The 20,529-nt window shown below is 64.2% G+C and carries 18 protein-coding genes; 9 read left to right on the forward strand and 9 right to left on the reverse strand.

The annotated features are described in order from the left end of the window. Window positions 1–81: 81 nt before the first annotated feature. A complete protein-coding gene (locus tag ACGYK9_RS10725; RefSeq protein ID WP_394410366.1) occupies window positions 82–867 on the reverse strand; it encodes an alpha/beta fold hydrolase in 786 nt (261 codons plus the stop codon). Between the two features lie 53 nt (window positions 868–920). Between ACGYK9_RS10725 and ACGYK9_RS10730 the strand changes: the two genes are divergently transcribed. After that, entirely contained in the window at window positions 921–1,295 is a 375-nt protein-coding gene (locus ACGYK9_RS10730; RefSeq protein ID WP_394410363.1) for a hypothetical protein, read from the forward strand. Between the two features lie 18 nt (window positions 1,296–1,313). On the opposite strand, the gene ACGYK9_RS10735 is transcribed toward ACGYK9_RS10730, so the two are convergent. Then, window positions 1,314–1,712, reverse strand: coding sequence for a cupin domain-containing protein (locus ACGYK9_RS10735; protein ID WP_394410360.1), 399 nt, complete (start codon window positions 1,710–1,712; stop codon window positions 1,314–1,316). 276 nt (window positions 1,713–1,988) lie between these two features. Then, entirely contained in the window at window positions 1,989–3,266 is a 1,278-nt protein-coding gene (gene glyA, locus ACGYK9_RS10740; protein WP_394410357.1) for a serine hydroxymethyltransferase, read from the reverse strand. Window positions 3,267–3,447: 181 nt separating this feature from the next. On the opposite strand from glyA, the gene ACGYK9_RS10745 reads away from it, so the two are divergent. Beyond that, entirely contained in the window at window positions 3,448–4,209 is a 762-nt protein-coding gene (locus tag ACGYK9_RS10745; RefSeq protein WP_067267283.1) for an NAD kinase, read from the forward strand. Between the two features lie 123 nt (window positions 4,210–4,332). Then, window positions 4,333–4,530: a CsbD family protein gene (locus ACGYK9_RS10750; protein ID WP_067267282.1), complete on the forward strand. Its 198-nt coding sequence runs from the start codon at window positions 4,333–4,335 to the stop codon at window positions 4,528–4,530. Window positions 4,531–4,594: 64 nt separating this feature from the next. Here the strand turns inward: ACGYK9_RS10750 and ACGYK9_RS10755 are convergent, their stop codons facing one another. The 3 genes from ACGYK9_RS10755 to ACGYK9_RS10765 form a co-directional block, all read right to left on the reverse strand. Then, complete coding sequence (locus ACGYK9_RS10755; RefSeq protein ID WP_394410354.1) at window positions 4,595–5,836, reverse strand: saccharopine dehydrogenase family protein; 1,242 nt, start codon at window positions 5,834–5,836, stop codon at window positions 4,595–4,597. Window positions 5,837–5,856: 20 nt separating this feature from the next. Beyond that, window positions 5,857–6,951 (reverse strand): carboxynorspermidine decarboxylase, encoded by a 1,095-nt coding sequence (locus ACGYK9_RS10760; RefSeq protein WP_394410351.1) that lies wholly within the window; start codon window positions 6,949–6,951, stop codon window positions 5,857–5,859. A 225-nt stretch (window positions 6,952–7,176) separates the two neighbouring features. Then, window positions 7,177–9,069 carry a propionyl-CoA synthetase gene (locus tag ACGYK9_RS10765; protein WP_394410348.1) on the reverse strand — a complete coding sequence of 631 codons (1,893 nt, stop codon included), beginning with the start codon at window positions 9,067–9,069 and terminating at the stop codon, window positions 7,177–7,179. A 190-nt stretch (window positions 9,070–9,259) separates the two neighbouring features. Here ACGYK9_RS10765 and ACGYK9_RS10770 point away from each other — a divergent pair, with 190 nt between their 5' ends. Beyond that, window positions 9,260–10,021, forward strand: a complete 762-nt coding sequence (locus ACGYK9_RS10770) for a MipA/OmpV family protein (protein ID WP_394422508.1) — start codon at window positions 9,260–9,262, stop codon at window positions 10,019–10,021. 42 nt (window positions 10,022–10,063) lie between these two features. Here the strand turns inward: ACGYK9_RS10770 and ACGYK9_RS10775 are convergent, their stop codons facing one another. Beyond that, complete coding sequence (locus tag ACGYK9_RS10775) at window positions 10,064–12,337, reverse strand: NADP-dependent malic enzyme (protein WP_394410342.1); 2,274 nt, start codon at window positions 12,335–12,337, stop codon at window positions 10,064–10,066. Window positions 12,338–12,557: 220 nt separating this feature from the next. Here ACGYK9_RS10775 and ACGYK9_RS10780 point away from each other — a divergent pair, with 220 nt between their 5' ends. The 5 genes from ACGYK9_RS10780 to ACGYK9_RS10800 all read left to right on the forward strand — a co-directional run bounded on the left by ACGYK9_RS10780 (window position 12,558) and on the right by ACGYK9_RS10800 (window position 17,682). Beyond that, on the forward strand, window positions 12,558–12,950 hold the full coding sequence (locus tag ACGYK9_RS10780) for a cytidine deaminase (protein ID WP_067267269.1): 393 nt from the start codon (window positions 12,558–12,560) through the stop codon (window positions 12,948–12,950). A 4-nt stretch (window positions 12,951–12,954) separates the two neighbouring features. Further along, on the forward strand, window positions 12,955–14,259 hold the full coding sequence (locus ACGYK9_RS10785) for a thymidine phosphorylase (protein WP_394410339.1): 1,305 nt from the start codon (window positions 12,955–12,957) through the stop codon (window positions 14,257–14,259). Then, a complete protein-coding gene (locus ACGYK9_RS10790; protein WP_394410336.1) occupies window positions 14,259–15,449 on the forward strand; it encodes a phosphopentomutase in 1,191 nt (396 codons plus the stop codon). Before ACGYK9_RS10785 ends, ACGYK9_RS10790 begins: the two co-directional genes overlap by 1 nt. Window positions 15,450–15,519: 70 nt before the next feature. Next, on the forward strand, window positions 15,520–16,161 hold the full coding sequence (gene upp / locus ACGYK9_RS10795) for a uracil phosphoribosyltransferase (protein ID WP_067263778.1): 642 nt from the start codon (window positions 15,520–15,522) through the stop codon (window positions 16,159–16,161). 87 nt (window positions 16,162–16,248) lie between these two features. Beyond that, the gene (locus ACGYK9_RS10800; protein WP_394410333.1) at window positions 16,249–17,682 is read left to right on the forward strand and encodes an SPOR domain-containing protein; all 1,434 of its coding nucleotides are present in this window, start codon (window positions 16,249–16,251) and stop codon (window positions 17,680–17,682) included. A 68-nt stretch (window positions 17,683–17,750) separates the two neighbouring features. Here the strand turns inward: ACGYK9_RS10800 and ACGYK9_RS10805 are convergent, their stop codons facing one another. Beyond that, window positions 17,751–18,764, reverse strand: a complete 1,014-nt coding sequence (locus tag ACGYK9_RS10805) for a hypothetical protein (protein WP_394410330.1) — start codon at window positions 18,762–18,764, stop codon at window positions 17,751–17,753. 84 nt (window positions 18,765–18,848) lie between these two features. Then, on the reverse strand, window positions 18,849–20,474 hold the full coding sequence (locus ACGYK9_RS10810; RefSeq protein ID WP_394410328.1) for an AMP-binding protein: 1,626 nt from the start codon (window positions 20,472–20,474) through the stop codon (window positions 18,849–18,851). Between the last annotated feature and the right edge of the window lie 55 nt (window positions 20,475–20,529).

The raw sequence follows: 20,529 nt of genomic DNA on the forward strand, positions 1-20,529 counted from the left end.
GCCCGAGAAATAAGGGTGGCGCTGTGGCTTTACCCCCTCAAGGGCAACGATCCGGGGGGCCTTAGGGGGCTGCTGAAAGGATCAGCTTGGCTGGTCGGACCCTTCGGTATTGAGGAAGATGCGCAGCGTCGCCTCGAACTCGCGCGGTTTTTCCGCGTGCAGCCAATGCCCCGCGCCGGGGATTTTGGCAAAACGGGCCTGCGGGAAAAGCGCCTTGATCGGCTCGCGATGTTCGGGTTGGACATAATCCGAGGCACCGCCCGACAGGAACAGGGTTGGTCCCGTGAACTGGCCGGTCATATCCTCGGGCCAGCCGACGATCTTGGGCATCTCCGCCTCAAGCGCGTCAAGGTTCAACCGCCAGCGTTTGCCGGGCAGGTCGAGCGATTGGGTGAAGAAACTTTGCAACGCACGCTCGACCCCGGCTGAGGCCAGCTGCGCCTCGGCGTCCGAGCGGCGCTCGACCCCGGTTAGGTCCACGCCGCGCATGGCGTCGATGAACATTTGCTGCGTGTGGCCATAGGTGACGGGCGCGATGTCGGCGACGATCACGCGGCGCAGCAGCTTGGGCCGGGTCAGCGCCAGCATCATCACCGCCTTGCCGCCCATGGAGTGGCCGCAGATATCCACCGGGCCGCCGAGCTGCTCAATCACCTCGGCCAGATCCTGCGCCATTTCGGGGTAGCTATGGGTGTCGTGATGCGGGCTGCTGCCGTGGTTGCGCATGTCGACGGTGACGACATGACGCTCGTCCGCAAGACGCTTGGCGATCACGCCCCAGTTGCGGCCAGAGCCATAGAGGCCATGGACGATCAGCAGGGTCGGGCGGTCGGCGGCGGCTTCGCCATATTCGGTGTAATTCAACATGCGGGCAAATTACGGGCATTGCAGCCCGGGGACCAGAGCGATTAGATGCGCGCATGATTGACCGGCAAAATTTCAACACCCGCGCCGAGGCGCTGCGCCCCCTGTTCGAGGACCGTCTGCGCATCAAGGCCCGTGACCTACGCGAAGCGTTTCACCGCGCCGGACCAGAACTGCCACGCGGCATTCGTGGTGACGGGGTGTTGCTCAGCAAGACCGAGCATTTGGTCGGCAATCCCCACATTGCCCGTCAGTTGGAAGATGCCCCGGTTTGGGCCGCCTTCAACCGGGTTGCAGCGCATTTGAAAGAGATCGACCCCAAAGCCCGGCGGCGCGGCATCATCCTTGACCGTTTGGCCGGGGTTGCCTTCAACATCCTTGTGGTCATCGTGGGCTTCGTGATCTGGCTTTGGTGGCGCGGCTACGTGTAAGCCGCCGCGCCCAAGGGCTCAGGCCGGGTCGTAATCCGCGTCCGTTACCTTTTCCATCCATTCGACCGCCTCACCGACCTGTGCCTCTTGCAGGGCGATATGGGTCATGGCGCTGTCGGGCGCGGCGCCGTGCCAGTGTTTCTCTCCGGGGCCGAACCAGACGACATCGCCCTTGTTCAACGTTTGCACCGGGCTGCCTTCGGTCTGGGCGCGGCCTGTGCCTTCGGTAACGATCAGGGTCTGGCCCAGAGGGTGGACATGCCACGCGGTGCGCGCGCCGGGCTGAAAGGTTACCGTCACCCCGCGCAGGCGGGCGGGGGCGGGGGCCGAGATCAGCTGCGTCATCTCGACCTCTCCGGTGAAGTAATCGTCAGGGCCGGGTTCAGAGGGGCGGCTGCCCTTGGGATGAATGATCATGCGGTTCTCCTTTGCGAGAGAATGTGGCGCGGGGAGGGGGGATCGGCAAGGGGGCTGTCTGGCGATGATCGCCCGGAATCAAGGCGCTTTGCGCCGCCGGGCAGCGCCCGACCGCCCCCTGGGCGGGCGCTTTTGCTGCCGGGCACATCACCTTGGCCGCAGATCATGGTTGAGAAATAAAGCGGTAGGAACGCAGGTTGCGATGCCCACCCGCGGACGGGCGCCGCCCGGCCGGAGGGTAAAGTGGCCCCCGCATCGCTGCGAGGGCCAGAGAGCTTACAGGTTCGGATACATCGGGAAACGCTGGCACAGCGCTTCGACTTCGGCTTTCACCTTGGCCTCGACCTCGGCATTGCCATCGGCACCATTGGCCGCCAGCCCATCGACCACTTCGATGATCCAATCGGCGATCTGGCGGAACTCGGCCTCACCAAAGCCGCGTGTCGTGCCCGCGGGGGAGCCGAGACGGATGCCGCTCGTCACCATCGGCTTTTCCGGATCAAACGGCACGCCGTTCTTGTTGCAGGTGATATGCGCGCGACCCAGAGCCTTCTCCGTGTCGTTGCCTTTCACGCCTTTCGGGCGCAGATCGACCAGCACAACATGGGTGTCGGTGCCGTGGGTCACGGTGTCGAGGCCGCCTTTGATCAACTGATCCGACAGCGCCTGCGCATTGGCGATGACCTGTTTGGCATAGGCTTTGAACTCAGGCTGCTGCGCTTCGCCAAAGGCCACGGCCTTGGCCGCGATCACATGCATCAAGGGGCCGCCCTGAATGCCGGGGAAGATGGCCGAGTTGATCTTTTTCGAGATCGCCTCGTCATTGGTCAGGATCATGCCGCCGCGCGGGCCGCGCAGGGTCTTGTGGGTCGTGGTCGTCGCCACATGCGCATGGGGGAAGGGGGAGGGATGCTCACACGCTGCCACGAGCCCCGCGAAATGCGCCATGTCGACGAGCAGATAGGCACCCACGCTATCGGCAATCTCGCGCATCTTGGCAAAGTCGATCTGACGCGGGATGGCAGAGCCACCGGCGATGATCATCTTGGGCTGATGCTCAGCCGCCAATTCAGCGACTTGGTCGTAGTCCAGCAGGTTGTCCTGTTTGCGCACACCGTATTGCACGGCGTTGAACCATTTGCCCGACTGGTTCGGCTTGGCCCCGTGGGTCAGGTGGCCGCCGGCATCAAGGCTCATCCCCAGAATGGTGTCGCCGGGTTGCAAAAGCGCGGTGAAGACACCTTGGTTCGCTTGGCTGCCGGAGTTCGGCTGCACATTGGCGAACTGGCAATCGAACAGCGCGCAGGCGCGTTCGATGGCAAGGTTCTCGGCCACGTCCACATGCTCGCACCCGCCATAGTAGCGGCGCCCCGGATAGCCTTCGGCGTATTTGTTGGTCATGATGCTGCCCTGCGCCTCAAGCACCGCAGCCGAAACGATGTTCTCGCTGGCGATCAACTCGATCTCGTCGCGCTGGCGGCCCAGTTCGGCATCGATCGCAGCGGCGAGGGCGGGGTCGGAATCAGCGAGAGATTTGGTGAAGAAATCGGACATCAGGGGATCCTCATTGGAGCTGGTTTCGCGTGTTGCCTATCGGAAACCCGGCCTGAGGTGAAGGCTGTAAACCGACAGGTTGCAAGATATGTGCGTCAACACTGGTGGCGCACGGAATAATGTGATTGTTTTGGCCCCAAACGCCGATGATCGGAAACTTCGCCGGAATGAGCCTGCTGACATGTCCTTAAAGATCGCTTTTGTGGCCAGCCGGGCCAGCGTGGCACAGACGGCGCGGGCCGCTTTGATCGGGCGGTATGGCGATGTGCCACTGCGTCAAGCCGAGGTGATCGTGGCGCTTGGGGGCGACGGGTTCATGCTGCACACGCTGCACAGCACCCAAGACATGGACGCGCCGGTCTATGGGATGAACCGGGGCACCATCGGCTTTTTGATGAACGCCTACCGAGAGGGCGACCTGCAAGCACGGTTGGCGGCGGCGGAAGAGGCGGTGATCAACCCTCTGGTCATGCGCGCCACCCATATCGACGGGACGATTTCGACCGCGCTGGCGATCAACGAGGTGTCTTTGCTGCGCGCGGGGCCGCAGGCGGCCAAGCTGCGCATCACGATAGACGGGCGTCAGCGGATGGAGGAACTGGTCTGCGACGGGGCGCTGGTGGCGACGCCTGCGGGCTCCACCGCCTATAACTACTCGGCCCATGGGCCGATCCTGCCCATCGGTTCTGACGTTTTGGCTTTGACCCCGATTGCCGCCTTCCGCCCGCGCCGCTGGCGTGGGGCTTTGCTGCCGAAACGGGCCACGGTGCGTTTCGATGTGCAAGAACCGCAAAAACGCCCCGTGATGGCCGATGCCGACGGCCAGTCGCACCGCGATGTCACGACGGTTGAAGTTTCCTCGGACCCCAGCGTCAGCCACCGGATCCTCTTCGATCCCGGTCATGGGCTGGAAGAGCGGTTGATCTCGGAACAGTTCAACTGACCGGGAAGGGCGGCGCCTTTCCGCCGCACCTCGCGCTCGCCGGAACCCAGACTTCGCGCCAGCGTTGAGCCTGCAAGAGCGGGATCCTCCCGCGTCTTAACAGCCGAAGAAAGGAGACCTAAGATGAATTGGGACCGTATCGAAGGCAATTGGAACCAGATGACCGGCGCGGTAAAATCGCAATGGGGCGATCTGACCGATGACGAAATCGCCGAAGCCCGTGGCAATCGCGAGCAACTCGTTGGCAAGATCCAAGAACGCTATGGCATCGCCAAAGACGAGGCCGAGCGTCAAGTTGATGACTTCGCCGCGAAATACTAAGTTTCGTCGGCAGAATTAGAAAAGGCGACCCTTTGAGGGTCGCCTTTTGCGTTTCAAGAGAGGCTCAGGCCTCGTGCCACGCGCGGTCACCCTTGTCGTCTTTGACGCGAGTGGGCAGGCCGATGTCGTCGAGCAGACCGAAGAGGGGCTTGGGGTCCAACTCTTCGACATTGACCATGGTGGCGGTGTCATAGGTGCCATCGGCGATCAGCATCGCAAAGGCCACCGGCGGCACGCCCGCGGTGTAGGAAATGCCTTGGCTGCCCACTTCGTTATAGGCGTCCTTGTGATCGGCGACGTTATAGACAAAGACCTCGACCTCTTCGCCGCCCTTCACGCCTTTCACCAAGTCACCGATGCAGGTCTTGCCGGTGTAGTTGGGGGCAAGGCTCGACGGGTCGGGCAGCACGGCTTTCACCACTTTCAGCGGCACGACCTCAAGCCCCTCGGCAGTGGTGACCGGCTGTTCGGAGAGCAGGCCGAGGTTTTGCAGCACGGTGAAGACGTTGATGTAATGATCGCCAAAGCCCATCCAGAAGCGCACGTCAGCCTGCGGGTAGTTCGCAGACAGCGAATGCACCTCGTCATGGCCCGACAGATAGGCCTTTTGCTTGCCGACCACGGGCAGGTCCCATTCGCGGCCCACTTCGAACATCTTGTTCTCTTGCCACGCGCCTTCCTGCCAGCTGTAGACCGTGCCGGTGAACTCGCGGAAGTTGATTTCGGGGTCAAAGTTGGTCGAGAAATACTTGCCGTGGTTGCCCGCGTTGATGTCGACGATGTCGATGGATTTGACCTCATCCATGAATTCATCCACGGCGAAACGTGCGAAGGCGTTGACCATGCCGGGATCGAAACCGGCGCCGAGGATCGCGGTCACCCCCGCTTCGGCGCAGGCCTCGCGGCGCTTCCACTCGTAGTTGCCGTACCACGGCGGGGTCTCGCAAATTTTGGTCGGGTCTTCGTGGATCGCCGTGTCGATATAGGCAGCACCGGTGTCGATGCAGGCTTGAAGCACGGTCATGTTCACGAAAGGCGAGCCCACGTTGATGACGATTTGGCAGCCGGTCTCCTTGATCAGGGCGGCCACGGCATCGGTGTCCATCCCGTCAACGGCATGCGCCTTGAAGACGCCATCCTGCTTCATCGCGCTTTTCTCATGCACGCTGGCGATGATCGCCTCGCATTTGGAGAGGGTGCGGCTGGCGATATGCAAGTCACCCAAACGGTCATTATTCTGCGCGCATTTATGCGCCACAACCTGTGCGACGCCGCCCGCGCCGATGATAAGAACATTGCGTTTCATAGTGTTGACCTCTTTCCTTGTCACGACAGGGCGGCGGCGAAATCGTCATAGTCGAAATCGCGCACCATTCGGGTGGTTCCGTCCAACTCGCGCACCGCGATGCCGGGCATCTTCACGCCGTTGAACCAGTTTTTCTTGACCATCGTGTAACCGGCGGCGTCCTGAAACGAGAGCCGGTCGCCCGCCTTCAGCGGCGCGTCGAAGCGAAACTCGCCAAAGATATCGCCCGCAAGGCAGGATTTTCCGCAGATCATCCATTCGTGGTCACCGCTGTCGGGAATGACCTTCGCAGGCTCGCGGTAGATCAGCAGGTCGAGCATATGCGCCTCGATGGAACTGTCGACGATGGCGAGGTTCTTGCCGTTGTACATCGTGTCGAGCACGGTGACCTCCAGCGTCGCCGCCCCGGTAATCGCGGCCTCCCCGGGCTCCAAATAGACCTGCACGCCGAACCGGTCGGCAAAGGCTTTGAGGCGCAGGGCCAGATCGTCGAGCGGATAGCCCTCGCCGGTGAAATGAATACCGCCGCCAAGGCTGATCCAATCCATCTTGTGCAGCACCGCGCCGAAGCGGTCTTCGATCAGGGTCAGCATCTCATCAAAACGGGCGAAGTCGTCGTTCTCGCAATTGTTGTGGAACATCAACCCGCTGATCCGGTCGGCGACCGCATCGATCGCTGCCGGATCATGCTCGCCCAGACGGCTGAAGGGGCGGGCGGGGTCGGCGAGATCAAAGTCCGAAGTGGAGACGCCGGGGTTCACGCGCAGCCCGCGCACATGACCTGAGGATTGCGCATCGAACTTGTCGAGCTGGCCGATGGAGTTGAAGATGATCTTGTCGGCATGGCCCAGCACCTCGTCGATCTCATGCTCGGCATAGGCCACCGAATAGGCATGGGTCTCACCGGGGAATTTCTCGGCCCCGAGCCGCACTTCGTAAAGCGACGAGGAGGTCGAGCCGTCCATATACTCGGACATGAAGTCAAAGACCGACCATGTGGCGAAGCACTTCAGCGCCAGCAGGCAGCGCGCACCGGAAAGCGCGCGGAGGCGGGCGATCTTTTCCATATTGTCGCGGAGATTGGCCTTGTCGATCAGGTAATAGGGTGTCTGCACGTCGAAAACCTTTCTGCGCGGCCGGAAGGCAAGCTCCGGGAGGGAAAAGACCCACTGAATGTGCTGTCGTGGTTGGCCCCGCCGGGGGGCATTTCCGGGGGCGCTTCGCATATTTTGCGCAAGCAACGCAATTGTAAAAAACGCGCGGGCTGGGCTGCGCGCGCGTTTCTGTGGGGGTAACTGTAGCGCCGGACAGGCAAAGGTCCACCGCCAGGTGATTTTTGGTTAGCCCTGCGGGTAGCCGATGCCCTTCAGCGCCGTGCGGATTTCGTCCAAGATCGCCGGGTCGTCGATGGTGGCGGGGGTCTTGAAATCCTCCCCATCGGCGATCTTCACCATCGTCGCGCGCAGGATCTTGCCCGAGCGGGTCTTGGGCAGGCGGTCGACCACCACGGCCTGTTTGAAGGCGGCGACGGGGCCGATCTGCTCGCGCATCCGGGTCACACATTCGGCGACGATTTCCTCATGCGGGCGGTCGACACCCTTGGTCAGGCAGAGAAACCCGACCGGCATCTGTCCTTTAAGCTCATCGCTGACCCCCACTACGGCGCATTCCGCCACATCGGGGTGCCCGGCCAAGACCTCTTCCATCGCGCCGGTCGACAGGCGGTGGCCCGCGACGTTGATCACGTCATCGGTGCGCGCCATGATCCAGACATAGCCGTCCTCGTCGATCCGGCCCGCATCGCCCGTCTCGTAATAGCCGGGGAAAGTGCTGAGGTAGGATTTGCGAAAACGGTCTTCGGCGTTCCAGAGCCCCGGCAGGGTGCCGGGGGGCAGGGGCAGCTTGATGGCGATGGCGCCCAACTCTCCGGCGGGCAGGGGGTCGCCGCGCTCATCCAAGATCTGCACGTCATAGCCCGGCATCGGCACGGTAGGGGAGCCGACCTTGACCGGCAGCGCCTCAAGCCCCGCCGGGTTGCCGACGATGGTATAGCCGGTCTCGGTCTGCCACCAGTGATCGTAGACCGGCTTGCCCAGTTTCTCCTGCGCCCATTCGACGGTATCGGGATCCGCCCGCTCCCCCGCGAGATAGAGCGCACGCAGGCTCGACAGGTCGTATTTCTTGATCTCTTCGCCCTCGGGGTCTTCGCGTTTCACGGCGCGGATGGCGGTGGGGGCGGTAAAGAAGCTCGCCACGCCATGTTCCTCGATCACCCGCCAGAAGGTGCCGGCATCGGGCGTGCCCACGGGCTTGCCTTCGAACACGACGGTGGTGTTCCCGGCGATCAGCGGGGCATAGCAGATATAACTGTGGCCCACGACCCAGCCCACGTCCGAGGCGGCCCAAAAGACCTCTCCCGGTTCGACGTTATAGACGTTTTTCATGGTCCAGTTCAGCGCCACCAGATGCCCCGCCGTGGGCCGCACCACGCCCTTGGGTGCGCCGGTGGTGCCGGATGTGTAGAGGATATAGGCCGGGTGGTTCCCCTCCACAGGCACGCAGGGCGCCGGGCGCACGCCGTCTTGGGCGGCGTACCAATCGATGTCCCGCTCGGGGTTCAACTCACAGGGTTTCTGGCCGCGCTGCAGGATGATGCAGGTGTCGGGCTTGTGGCTGGCCTGTTCGATGGCTCCGTCAAGCAGCGGTTTGTAATCCACCACCCGCGACGGCTCCACCCCGCAGGAGGCGGCGATGATCGCCTTGGGTTTGCAATCGTCGATCCGCACCGCCAATTCGCTTGAGGCGAAGCCGCCGAAGACCACGGAATGGATCGCGCCGATGCGCGCGCAGGCCAGCATCGCCTCCACCGCTTCGGGGACCATCGGCATATAGATCACCACGCGGTCGCCCTTTTCCACGCCTTGGGCCACCAGCGCCCCGGCGAGCGAGGCGACATGGGCCTGCAACTCCCCATAGGTCAGGGTGGATTTGCTGCCGGTGATCGGGCTGTCATGGATGATCGCCACGCGTTTGCCGTTGCCTTGGTCGACATGGCGGTCGACGGCGTTGTAGCAGGTGTTCACACTGGCATCCGCGAACCATTCATAGATATGGTCGCCCCGGTCAAACAGCGCACGCGTCGGCGCGATGTCCCAGTCGATCGCCTCGGCTTGCTCTAGCCAATAGGCTTCCGGGGCGGCCTTCCAGCGGTCGTAGGTGTCGCGATATCCCATGGTGTTCCTCCTCCTGTTGCGCTGTCCGGCAAACCCGCGGGCCGGGTATAGGTGCACTGTCGCGCAATTATTTCCAGTCACTCTGGCTGCTTAGAAAGATTTCGGCAAGCGGAACGCTATTGTTCCTGTCAGTCGCGCCGCGTCATGCTAGATTGGGCGGAAATTCACTGTTTTTCCGGAGCCTGCCATTATGCGTCTCGCCCTTTCTTTGCCTCTTGCATCCTGCCTTGCCATTGTTGCCGCGCTGCCTGCGGCGGCGCAGGACCGTAGCATCAACTTCGCCCTGCGCGGCGGTGTCGGGGCGGCGCCGGATTATCCGGGCGCCAGTAGCTATCGCGCGACGCCGGATTTGGCCTTTACCTTCGGTTCGCTGGAATGGGGCGGGCGCAAGATCGGCACCAACATCGGCGAAGCGCCCAAGACCGGTTTCGGCTTCACCGGCGCGTTCCGCTATCTGGGCGAACGTGACAGTTCCGATCATTCCGAACTGGCAGGGCTTGAGGATATCGACGCGGCGGTCGAACTGGGCTTTGGCATGGTCTACCGCGAGGTGAACTGGCAGGTCTTCGGCAAGGTGCGCCGTGGCTTTGGCGGCCATGAAGGCGTGACGGGCGACATAGGGGCGGACGTGATCTTCCGCCCCGATGAGCGCTGGACCATCACCGCAGGCCCGCGTTTCAGCCTTGGGAATGACACCTATGCCGACACCTATTACGGGGTCGACACCGGGGCCACGAACCTCGCCGCCTATGAGGCCGGTGGCGGTCTTCTGGGCGCGGGCGTCGAGATCGAGGCGACCTACCGTCTGGATGAAGCATGGGCGCTGGAGGGGGCCGTGGCCTATCAGCGTCTGCTGAATGACGCCGCCGACAGCCCGATCACGCAGGCCGGGTCAGAGGATCAATGGACCATGCGCATTGGCGTCAGCCGCGCCTTTACTTGGCGGTTCTAAACGGCTTTGCGCCGCCCCTTGAGGGCGGCGCCTTGTCTTGTCTTAGCCGTAATGCGCGACCGGCGTGCCCGCGATGGCGCCCACGTTCAGCAGCCCGCGCGCGGTGATCGATGGCGACACGATATGCGCGCGGTTGCCCATGCCCATCAGGATCGGCCCGACCTCAAGCCCGTCGCCCTTCATTTTCAGGATGTTGCGCACGCCCGAGGCAGCATCGGCATGGGCGAAGACCAGCACATTGGCGGCCCCTTCCATCCGGTTGCAGGGCGGCAGCCGCGCGCGCAGTTCGGCATCAAGCGCGGTGTCGATGTTCATCTCACCTTCGTAGACGAAATCATGGTTGCCCGCGTCGAGGATTTCCAGCGCCGCGCGCAGACGTTTGCCCGATCCTTCGCCCTGATTGCCGAACTGGCTTTGCGAGCAAAGCGCCACCTTCGGCTCGATCCCAAAACGCCGGACGTGGCGCGCGGCCCCGATGGCGATCTCGGCGATCTGTTCGGGGGTGGGGTGCAGGTTCACTTGGGTATCCGCGATAAAAAGCGGCCCGTCTTCGAGGATCATCATCGACAGCGCGCCATGCGGGCGGAAACCGTCGCGGCCCAGCACTTGGTTGACGTAATTGAGGTGCCAGCCAAACTCGCCAAAGGTGCCGCAGATCAGGCTGTCGGCCTCACCACGATGCACCATGACCGCGCCAATGGCGGTGGTGTTGGTGCGCATGATCGCCCGCGCGATGTCGGGGCTGACGCCGCGGCGGCACATCAGGCTGTGATAGGTCTCCCAGTAATCGCGGTAGCGGGGGTCATTCTCGGGGTTCACCAGATCGACGTTTTGGCCCAGTTGCAGGTTCAGACCCGCCTTTTCGATGCGCCGTTCGATCACCTCGGGGCGGCCAATCAGAATGGGCCGTTCCACCGTTTCTTCGATGATCGCTTGCGCGGCGCGCAGCACGCGTTCGTCCTCCCCCTCGGCAAAGACCAGACGGCGGGGGGAGGAGCGGGCGGATTCGAAGACCGGGCGCATGATGAGCGCCGATTTGAAGACCGATCCGTCGAGTTTGCGTTTATAGGCGTCGAGGTCTTCGATGGGCCGCGCCGCCACGCCCGTCTCCATCGCGGCCTTGGCCACGGCGGAGGAGACGACGCCGATGAGGCGCGGATCGAAGGGTTTTGGGATCAGATATTCCGCGCCAAAAGTCAGCTGTTCGCCTTGATAGGCCGCTGCCGCCTCCGCGCTCGTGGTGGCGCGGGCGAGGGCGGCGATGCCGTCGATACAGGCGATCTTCATCTCGTCGTTGATCGTGGTCGCACCCACGTCCAGCGCACCCCGGAAGATGAAGGGGAAGCAGAGCACGTTGTTGACCTGATTGGGAAAATCGCTGCGCCCTGTGGCGATGATCGCATCCGGTGCCACGGCGCGGGCCACCTCGGGCAGGATTTCCGGCGTGGGGTTCGCCAGCGCGAAGATGATCGGGCGTTTGGCCATCTTCGCCACCATCTCGGGCGAGAGCACGCCGGGGCCGGAGAGGCCGAGGAAGAGGTCGGCCCCGTCGATCACATCATCCAACGTGCGCAGGTCGGATTTCTGTGCATATTCGGCTTTGCTGGGGTTCATATCCTCGGTCCGGCCCTCATAGACCAGCCCGTTGATGTCGCAGAGCCAGACGTTCTCGCGCTTCACGCCGAGTTTCAGCAGCATGTTGAGGCAGGCGATGCCCGCAGCCCCGCCCCCGGTGGAGACGATCTTGATGTCCTCGAAACGTTTGCCCGCCACATGCAGCGCGTTCTTGGCGGCGGCGCCGACGACGATGGCGGTGCCGTGCTGGTCATCATGGAAAACGGGGATGTTCATGCGCTCGCGGCAGATCTTCTCGACCACGAAACAATCCGGGGCCTTGATGTCTTCGAGGTTGATCGCGCCAAAGCTCGGCTCCATCGCGCAGACGATTTCGGCTAGTTTTTCGGGGTCGGATTGATCAAGCTCGATGTCAAAGCAGTCGATATTGGCGAATTTCTTGAAGAGCACCGCCTTGCCCTCCATCACCGGTTTCGAGGCCAACGCGCCAATATTGCCCAGCCCCAGCACTGCCGTGCCATTGCTGACCACGGCCACCAGATTGCCGCGCGAGGTATAGCGCGCGGCGGTGTCGGGATCGTTCTTGATCTCAATGCAGGCCTCGGCCACGCCCGGTGAATAGGCCCGCGCCAGATCGCGGCCATTGGCCAGCGGTTTGGTCGCGCGGATCTCCAGTTTTCCGGGCCGGGGGTGTTCGTGGTAATCCAATGCAGCTTGGCGCAGGTTGGGGGTGTCGGACATCGTTTATGCTTCTCCCGAATAATGGTTTAGCGTTAAACTAATTTTCGCGCGCAAGCAAAGCGGCTTTTGGCGGGGGCGGTCTGGGCGCCGGATGGCTTTGCCCCAGCGTCGCCCTTGCAGGTCATTTTGCGCGGGCTTTAAGAGGCGATTGAGAGGACATGTGGTTTTGCATCGCACAGGGCGGGGCAATTTTCTATAGTCCGAGAAAAGGGAGAGCCTAATGACTGATTTGCGCGACGCGGCTGTATTGGTGCGGGAAAACGCCCATGCGCCCTATTCGAATTTCAAGGTCGGCGCGGCGATCCGCACCGCCTCGGGCGCGGTGTTCAGTGGCTGCAATGTCGAAAACGTCGCCTACCCGCAGGGCACCTGCGCCGAGGCGGGCGCGATTGCCGCCATGGTCGCGGCGGGCGAGCGTGAGATCGCCGAGGTCTATGTCGTGGCGGGCAGCGATATGCCGGTGACGCCTTGCGGCGGCTGCCGCCAGAAACTGGCGGAATTCTCAGGCGGGGATGTATCCGTGACCATGGCGACCGTGGCGGGCAAGGAACAGCAGACCACCATGGGCGACTTGCTGCCGGGGGCCTTTGGCGCCGCCCATATGCAGGGTTAACCGCATGAGCGCGCGGGACATTCTGGCGCGGCTGCGCCATGGTGAGGCATTGGATGCAGAGGCGCTGACCTGGATGGCCGGGGCGCTGGCCGATGGCCGTGTCAGCGACGCGCAGGCCGGGGCATTTGCCATGGGCATCTGCCTGAATGGCTTGGACCAGCAGGGCCGCGTGGCGCTGACCCTCGCGATGCGCGATTCGGGGCAGGTGTTGGACTGGGACTTGGACGGCCCCGTGCTCGACAAACATTCGACCGGCGGGGTCGGGGATTGCGTCTCATTGATCCTCGCCCCCGCGCTGGCCGCCTGCGGGGCCTATGTGCCGATGATCTCGGGTCGGGGGCTGGGGCATACGGGCGGCACGCTCGACAAGCTTGAGGCGATCCCCGGCGTCAGCACGCAGTTGGAAGAGGCGCGGTTTCGCGACGTGGTGCGGGACGTGGGTTGCGCCATTGTCAGCGCCAGCGGCGACATCGCCCCGGCGGATCGGCGGCTTTATGCGGTGCGGGATGTGACCTCGACCGTGGATTCGCTCGACCTGATCACCGCGTCGATCCTGTCGAAAAAGCTCGCCGCCGGGCTGGATGGGCTGGTGCTCGACGTGAAGGTGGGCTCGGGCGCTTTCATGAAGGAGCTCGCGCAGGCGCGTGCCTTGGCCGAAGCGCTGAGCGGCACCGCCACGGCGGCGGGCTGCCCGACGACGGCGGTGATCAGTGACATGAACCAGCCGCTGGTGCCGAGCCTTGGCAACGCACTGGAAGTGGCCGAGGTGATGCGGGTGCTCACTGGGGCGGTGACGGGGCCGATCCTTGATGTGACGGCTGAATTGGGTGGCGGGCTTCTTGTCAATGGCGGTTTGGCCGCGACGGCTGAGGCGGGGGCCGAAGCCTTGCGCGCGGCGGTCCGCGATGGCCGCGCGTTGGAGCGTTTCACCTGGATGCTCAGCGCCATGGGCGCACCCACCGATTTCGCCGAAAACTGGGAGCGTATTCTGCCCAAAGCCCCCGTGATCCGCGCGGTCCCCGCGCCGCGCGGCGGCTACGTGAGCGCGATCGACGGCGCGGCACTCGGCATGGCGGTGGTCAATCTCGGCGGGGGCCGGGTGGTCGAGGCGGACCAGATCGACCCGGCGGTGGGCCTTTCGCGGGTGCGGCGCTTGGGCGAAGAGGTCCGCGCGGGCGCGCCTTTGGCCACGGTCCACGCAGCGGGAGAGGCGGCTGCGGATGCGGCAGAGGCGGCGGTTCTGGCGGCGATCACGCTAGGGGACAAGGCGGTTGAAGCGCCGGATTTGATTTTGGAAAGGATCGATTGATGGGACGTGCATTCTTGGTCGTGATCGATTCCGTCGGCATCGGCGGTGCGCCGGACGCGGGGGATTTCTTTAACGGTGATCTGCCCGATACCGGGGCCAATACGCTGGGCCATATCGCGCAGGCCTGTGCCGCGGGAGAGGCCGAAGAGGGGCGCAGCGGGCCGCTGGCCCTGCCCAATCTCGACCGGTTGGGTCTGGGCGCTGCGCTGAAGCTGGCCAGCGGGATGGAGGCGCCGGGGCTGGGCGCTGCGCCCGAAGGCCGCTGGGGGGCTGCGACGGAGGTTTCGCAGGGCAAAGACACCCCCTCGGGCCATTGGGAATTGGCCGGGCTGCCGGTGCCTTGGGCATGGCATTACTTCCCGGATGAAACGCCTGCCTTTCCCGCAGACCTGACCGCAGAGGTCGCGCGGCTCGCGGGCACCGATGGCATTTTGGGCAACTGCCACGCTTCTGGCACGGCGATCATCGAACGGCTGGGGGCGGAGCATTGCGAAAGCGGCTGGCCGATCTGCTATACCTCTGCCGACAGTGTTTTTCAGATCGCCGCGCATGAAGAGACCTTTGGCCTCGACCGTTTGCTGAAGCTTTGCCAAGACATCGCACCGCGGCTGCATGAGATGAAGGTGGGCCGTGTCATCGCGCGGCCCTTCACCGGGGAAGTGGGCGCCTTTGAGCGCACCGCGAACCGGCGCGACTATGCCATCACGCCGCCCAAACCGGTGCTGACCAACTGGGTGCAGAACGCCGAGGGCCGCGTCTATGCCGTGGGCAAGATCGGCGACATCTTTACAATGCAGGGCATCGACGAGTTGCGCAAAGGGCCAGACGCCAAGCTGATGGACCATCTGCATGATCTGGTTGCCGAGGCCGAAGAGGGCAGCCTGACCTTTGCCAACTTCGTGGAGTTCGACAGCCTTTATGGACACCGCCGCGATGTCTCGGGCTATGCCCGCGCGTTGGAGTGGTTCGACGCCGAGATCGGCAAGGTGATCGCCGCACTGCGCGAGGGCGACATGCTGGTGGTGACGGCAGACCATGGCAATGATCCGACATGGGCGGGCAGCGATCACACCCGCGAAAGGGTGCCGGTGCTGGTTGCAGGGACCGGGGCGGGGGCGTTGGGGCAGATCGGCTTTACCGATGTCGCAGCCCTCGTCGCCGGGCATCTGGGGGTAGAGGTGCCGCAGTAGCCGCGCAGCCTTTGCTTGCGAGCGGGGCGCTTGTGCGGCTAGAAGCAGGGCAAATAAAGGAGCCTGCCGCATGACCGATACCCCCAATCACCTGACGATCGTCGACCATCCGCTGGTGCAGCACAAGCTGACCATCATGCGCGACAAAGCCACCTCGACCGCCGTCTTCCGGCAGTTGCTGCGCGAGATCAGCCAGCTTTTGGCCTATGAGGTGACGCGCGGCCTGCCGATGACGACCAAGCGGGTCGAGACCCCGATGCAAGAGATGGACGCGCCAACGCTCGACGGCAAGAAACTGGCGCTGATTTCGATCCTGCGGGCGGGCAACGGGCTGATGGATGGGGTGCTCGAATTGATCCCCTCGGCGCGGGTCGGCTTTGTCGGTCTCTACCGTGACGAAGAGACCCTCCAGCCGGTGCAGTATTACTTCAAAGTGCCCGAGGCGATGGAAGACCGTCTGGTCATCGCCGTGGACCCGATGCTGGCCACCGGCAACTCTTCGGTCGCGGCGATCAACCTGCTGAAAGAGGCAGGCGCCACCAATATCATCTTCCTCTGCCTGCTGGCCTCGCCCGAGGGGGTCGCCACGATGAAAGCCGCGCATCCGGACGTGCGCATCGTCACGGCCTCGCTGGACGAGTCCCTCAACGAGAAGGGCTATATCATCCCCGGTTTGGGCGACGCGGGTGACCGGATGTTCGGCACCAAGTGATCGGGTAAGTTTCGCTAATTGGCGCGCGGTGCTTTACTCAGGCCGCGCGCTGATGCATCGTTCTACCAGATAGTGTGGGGGCATTAGATGACACTTACCAGAAGTATTGCCATGGCGATGATCGTCGCAGCCTTGGGCGTCGGCGGATCGCAGACCCAAGCGCAGGACAGCCGCAGCCAACCGGCAGAGTTTCCGCCGTCCTCTTACAAGGGCAAGCAATATGTCGACAGCGCGGGATGTGTGTTCATCCGCGCGGGCATCGACGGCAATGTGTCTTGGGTGCCTCGGATGAGCCGCGCCCGCGAGCAAATCTGCGGGTTCCAGCCCACGAATGGCGTGAAAGTGGCAGAGGCCAAGGTTGAGGCGGCGCAGCCCAAGGTCGACCCCGCCCCGGCCAAGAGGCCCCCGGCTCGTGTCGCCGAAGCGCCCGCGCCCAAGGCGAAGCCGAAAGCCCCCGTGGCCCGGCCCGCGCCGCAAAAAGTGGTGCGCCGTGTCGCGCCAGCCCCGGCGCGGAGCGCTGCCCCCAAAGTCGTGCGCGAGACCGCGCCGCGCCCCGTGCCCGTGGTGCCCAGCAAACCTGTCGCGCTGGCCGCCCCGGCACCGGCTGGCTTCGTCACCGCTTGCCCCGGCGCTTCGCCCCTGTCGCAGCGCTATATGCGGCGCGGGGATGGGTATAGCGTGCGCTGCGGTCCGCAGGCGGAGCCGATTGTGACGGGGCGTCTTGCCCCTTCGAGCCCGCAGCGCGGCACCGCACCGCAGCCCTACCGCAGCGCGGGTGTGATGCCCGGCGTTGCCGCTGCACCCGCGCGGATCGTGGCCCCTGCCGCCGTTGCCGCCCCGGTGGTCAGCGCCAAACCCGCCCGCGCCGTGGGCACGCAGACGCGGATCGTGCCGAAACATGTGGCGATCAACCGGGTGAACACGACCAATGTGAAAGTCCCGAAAGGATACCGGAAGGTTTGGGAGGACGACCGTCTGAACCCGCACCGGGCCGAGCAAACCTTGGAAGGCCGCGCCGACATGCTGTTGGTCTGGACCCAGACCCTGCCGCGCCGTTTGGTCAACAAGGCCACCGGCGAAGACGTGACCGCCAAAGTGCCGCTGATCTATCCCTATCTCGATATCGAAACGCAGCGCCGCAAGCTGGGACGGGTCAAGATTGTCGAGCGGGACGGCCAAATCGTGAAACGGGTGCTGCGCTACCGCAACGCCGCGCCGATCCATCGGGATGCCCGCCCGATCAAGAAGGCCCCCGTCTATTCCAGCCGCTCGGCCCCGACAGCCCAGCCCAGCACCAAAGCGGGCTATGTGCAGGTCGGTGTCTTCGGCAGCCCCGCCAATGCGCAGCGCGCGGCGCGGCAGATCGCGGCCTTGGGCCTGCCCGCCCGCATCGGCAAACAGACCCGTGGCGGCAAGACCTACCACAGCGTTCAGGCAGGCCCCATCGCGGGCGGCTCTGCCCAAGCGGCGCTTGGCCAATTGCGGCGGGCAGGATACCGGGACGCCTATCTGCGGCGCTAAGCGTTTTGCAATGAGGGTAAAAGGCCAGCCGCGGTGTTCCCCGGCTGGCCTTTTTCTTAGCCAATCAGTCAGCCGCCGCAGATGCTTTGCAATCTCAGCCAATCGGCATCCGACATCAGCGGCGCGGTCAGCTTGCCGTTCATCGGGTCACCTTCGATCAGGGGCAGGGTGCTTTCGCCGGTGATGTCACGGGCAAAGGCATAGGGTTTGCTGCGCAGCTCGGCCTTGGCAAATCGCGCCAGTTGAGCCTCGACCTGCGGGGTCGCGGCGGGGCGCATCAGCAGTTGCTCGGCATAGGCATCCAGCGCCGCGGAAGAGATATCGCCGGTGGTCAGCAGGCGGAAATTCTCGCGCAGGCCCACGGCCTCCAGAAGGGCGCGCAGCGGGTCATGTTCCCGGCGCGCCACATCCTCGGTCAGCACATAGCCCGCAGCGACGTCGGGCTCTTCGTAATCCTCCAGCACCGCGCGGTCGAGCACGATGAGACGCCCTGGCAGATGCAGGCTGGCGCGGGTCATATCGGGTAGGATCGCCACGCGCCCGACCTCCAACCGTTTGGTGAGCCGCGACAGCGCGGCACTGCCGCCGGGGCTTTCGCAGGCGGGGCCAGAGACGCGTTCAAGCCGCTTGAGCAGGGCCGTGCCCAAAGAGACACGCTTGACCTCTGGCACCACTTTGATCGCATGATCGCGCAGCGCGCCGGGCATCCAAAAGACCGCCAGCGCCGCCACCACCGCGACGGAGGCCAACATGCCGACCGACCGCAAACGCCCCGGCTTGGGGCGGCTGCGGTTGATCGCGCGGCGCAGCTTTTCGATGGCCTCGATCATCTCGGTTTCATTGTCGGGCAGTTCCAGGGTTTCGCCCGGATCCCCGTCGGGATGATAGAGCGCGGGGGTCTGGCCGGGGTTGGCCCTGTCGACGGCGGCCAGCGACCAATGGGTCAGCGCCTGATCCTTGAGATCGCTGATCACCAGCGTCGCGTCACCGATAGAGACGATCACCTCGCGCCGCTGCGCATCGGGCGTGGCGCGCCAAAGGCCCGTCGCTTCGAGCCGGGCGTATTTTGTCAAGGCGGTCATGGGGTTCTGCTGCGGGCCTGTCAGTTTTCGCTACTCTACCACGCGCTGCGGGATCAGCAATGGCAGGTGACATAATGCCCCGCCTTAGAGGGCCGCCGCCTGTTTGCGCAACGCGAACTTCTGGATTTTCCCGGTGGAGGTTTTGGGCAGTTCGCCAAAGACCACGCGCTTGGGCGTCTTGAACCCGGCAAGGCGCGCGCGGGCGAAGGCGACCAGCGCCTCTTCGCTGGCCTCCGCCCCCGGTTTCAGCTCGACAAAGGCGCAGGGCACTTCGCCCCATTTTTCATCCGGCTGTGCCACCACGGCGGCGAGGTTGACCGCGCCGTGGCCCATCAACACACCCTCGACCTCGACGCTCGAAATATTCTCTCCGCCCGAGATGATGATGTCCTTGGCGCGGTCGGCGATCTGAATGTAGCCGTCGGGATGCTGCACTGCGATGTCGCCGGAGTGGAAGTAGCCGCCTGCAAAGGCTTCGGCCGTGGCCTCGGGGTTCTTGAGGTAGCCTTTCATCACCGCATTGCCGCGGATCATGATCTCGCCCTGCGCGGTGCCGTCGCGCGGGGTTTGGGCCATCTCGGCGTCCATTACGGTGATCTCTTCCATCATCGGCATGGCGACACCTTGGCGCGCTTTGATCCCGGCGCGTTCAGGCTCTGGCAGCCCGTCCCATGCGCCTTGCCAGAGACATTCGGTGACATGGCCAAAGGTCTCGGTCAGCCCATATACCTGCGTGACGTTGAACCCCAGCTTTTCGATCTTCGACAGGGTCGCGGGGGCCGGGGGCGCGCCCGCGGTGAAAACCTCGACCCGGTGATCAAAGGCGCGGCGGTCTTCTGCGTCCGCGTTGACCAGCATGTTCAACACGATGGGCGCGCCGCCGAAATGGGTGACGCCGTGATCGGCGATGGCGTCATAGATCGCCGCCGCGGTGATGTCGCGGCAACAGACCAGCGTGCCGCCCAAAAGCGGCATCATCCAAGTGTGGTTCCAGCCGTTGCAGTGAAACAGCGGCACGATCTGCATGAAGACCGGGCGCAGCACCATCTGCCATGAGATCACCGTGCCCATGGTCATCAGGTAGGCGCCGCGGTGGTGATAGACCACGCCCTTGGGCCGCCCGGTGGTGCCGGAGGTGTAGTTGAGCGCGAGGCTCTCCCATTCGTCCTGCGGCATGATCCAGCGGAAGTTCGGATTGGCCTCCGCAAGCAGCTCTTCGTATTGCGGGTGCCGCCCGCTGGCGGGGAAACCGGCGGGGGCGTCGGGCACTTCGATGATGGCGGGGCAGGGGCCCTCCATTCGCGCGCAGGCGTCTTCGGCCAGCGGCAGGAACTCGGTATCGGCCAAAAGCACCTTGGCGCCGCCGTGGTCGAGGATATAGGCCACCGTGTCGGGATCGAGGCGAATGTTGATGGTGTTGAGCACGGCCCCGCAGGCGGGCACGCCGAAATGCGCCTCGGCCTGTGCGGGGAGGTTGGGTATGAGGGTGGCCACCACATCGCCCGGGGTCACGCCGATCTCGGCCAGCAGGGCGGCGAGCCGGGTGCAGCGGTCATGGTACTGGGCATAGGTGACGCGGTGGTCGCTATGGATCACCGCCGTCTCTCCGGCAAAGACCTCAGCCGCCCGGCGCAGATGCGACAAGGGCGTAAGTGCCACAAAGTTCGCCGCGCATTTCTCAAGCCCGCGTTCGTCCGACATCCACCCCATGCGACCCCTCCCAAGGCATTGGTTGCGATTTGGGGTTGAGTATTGCTGCCCGGAC

The sequence above is a fragment of the Sulfitobacter sp. 1A15258 genome (genome assembly GCF_043557045.1).
Classification (GTDB): domain Bacteria; phylum Pseudomonadota; class Alphaproteobacteria; order Rhodobacterales; family Rhodobacteraceae; genus Sulfitobacter; species Sulfitobacter faviae.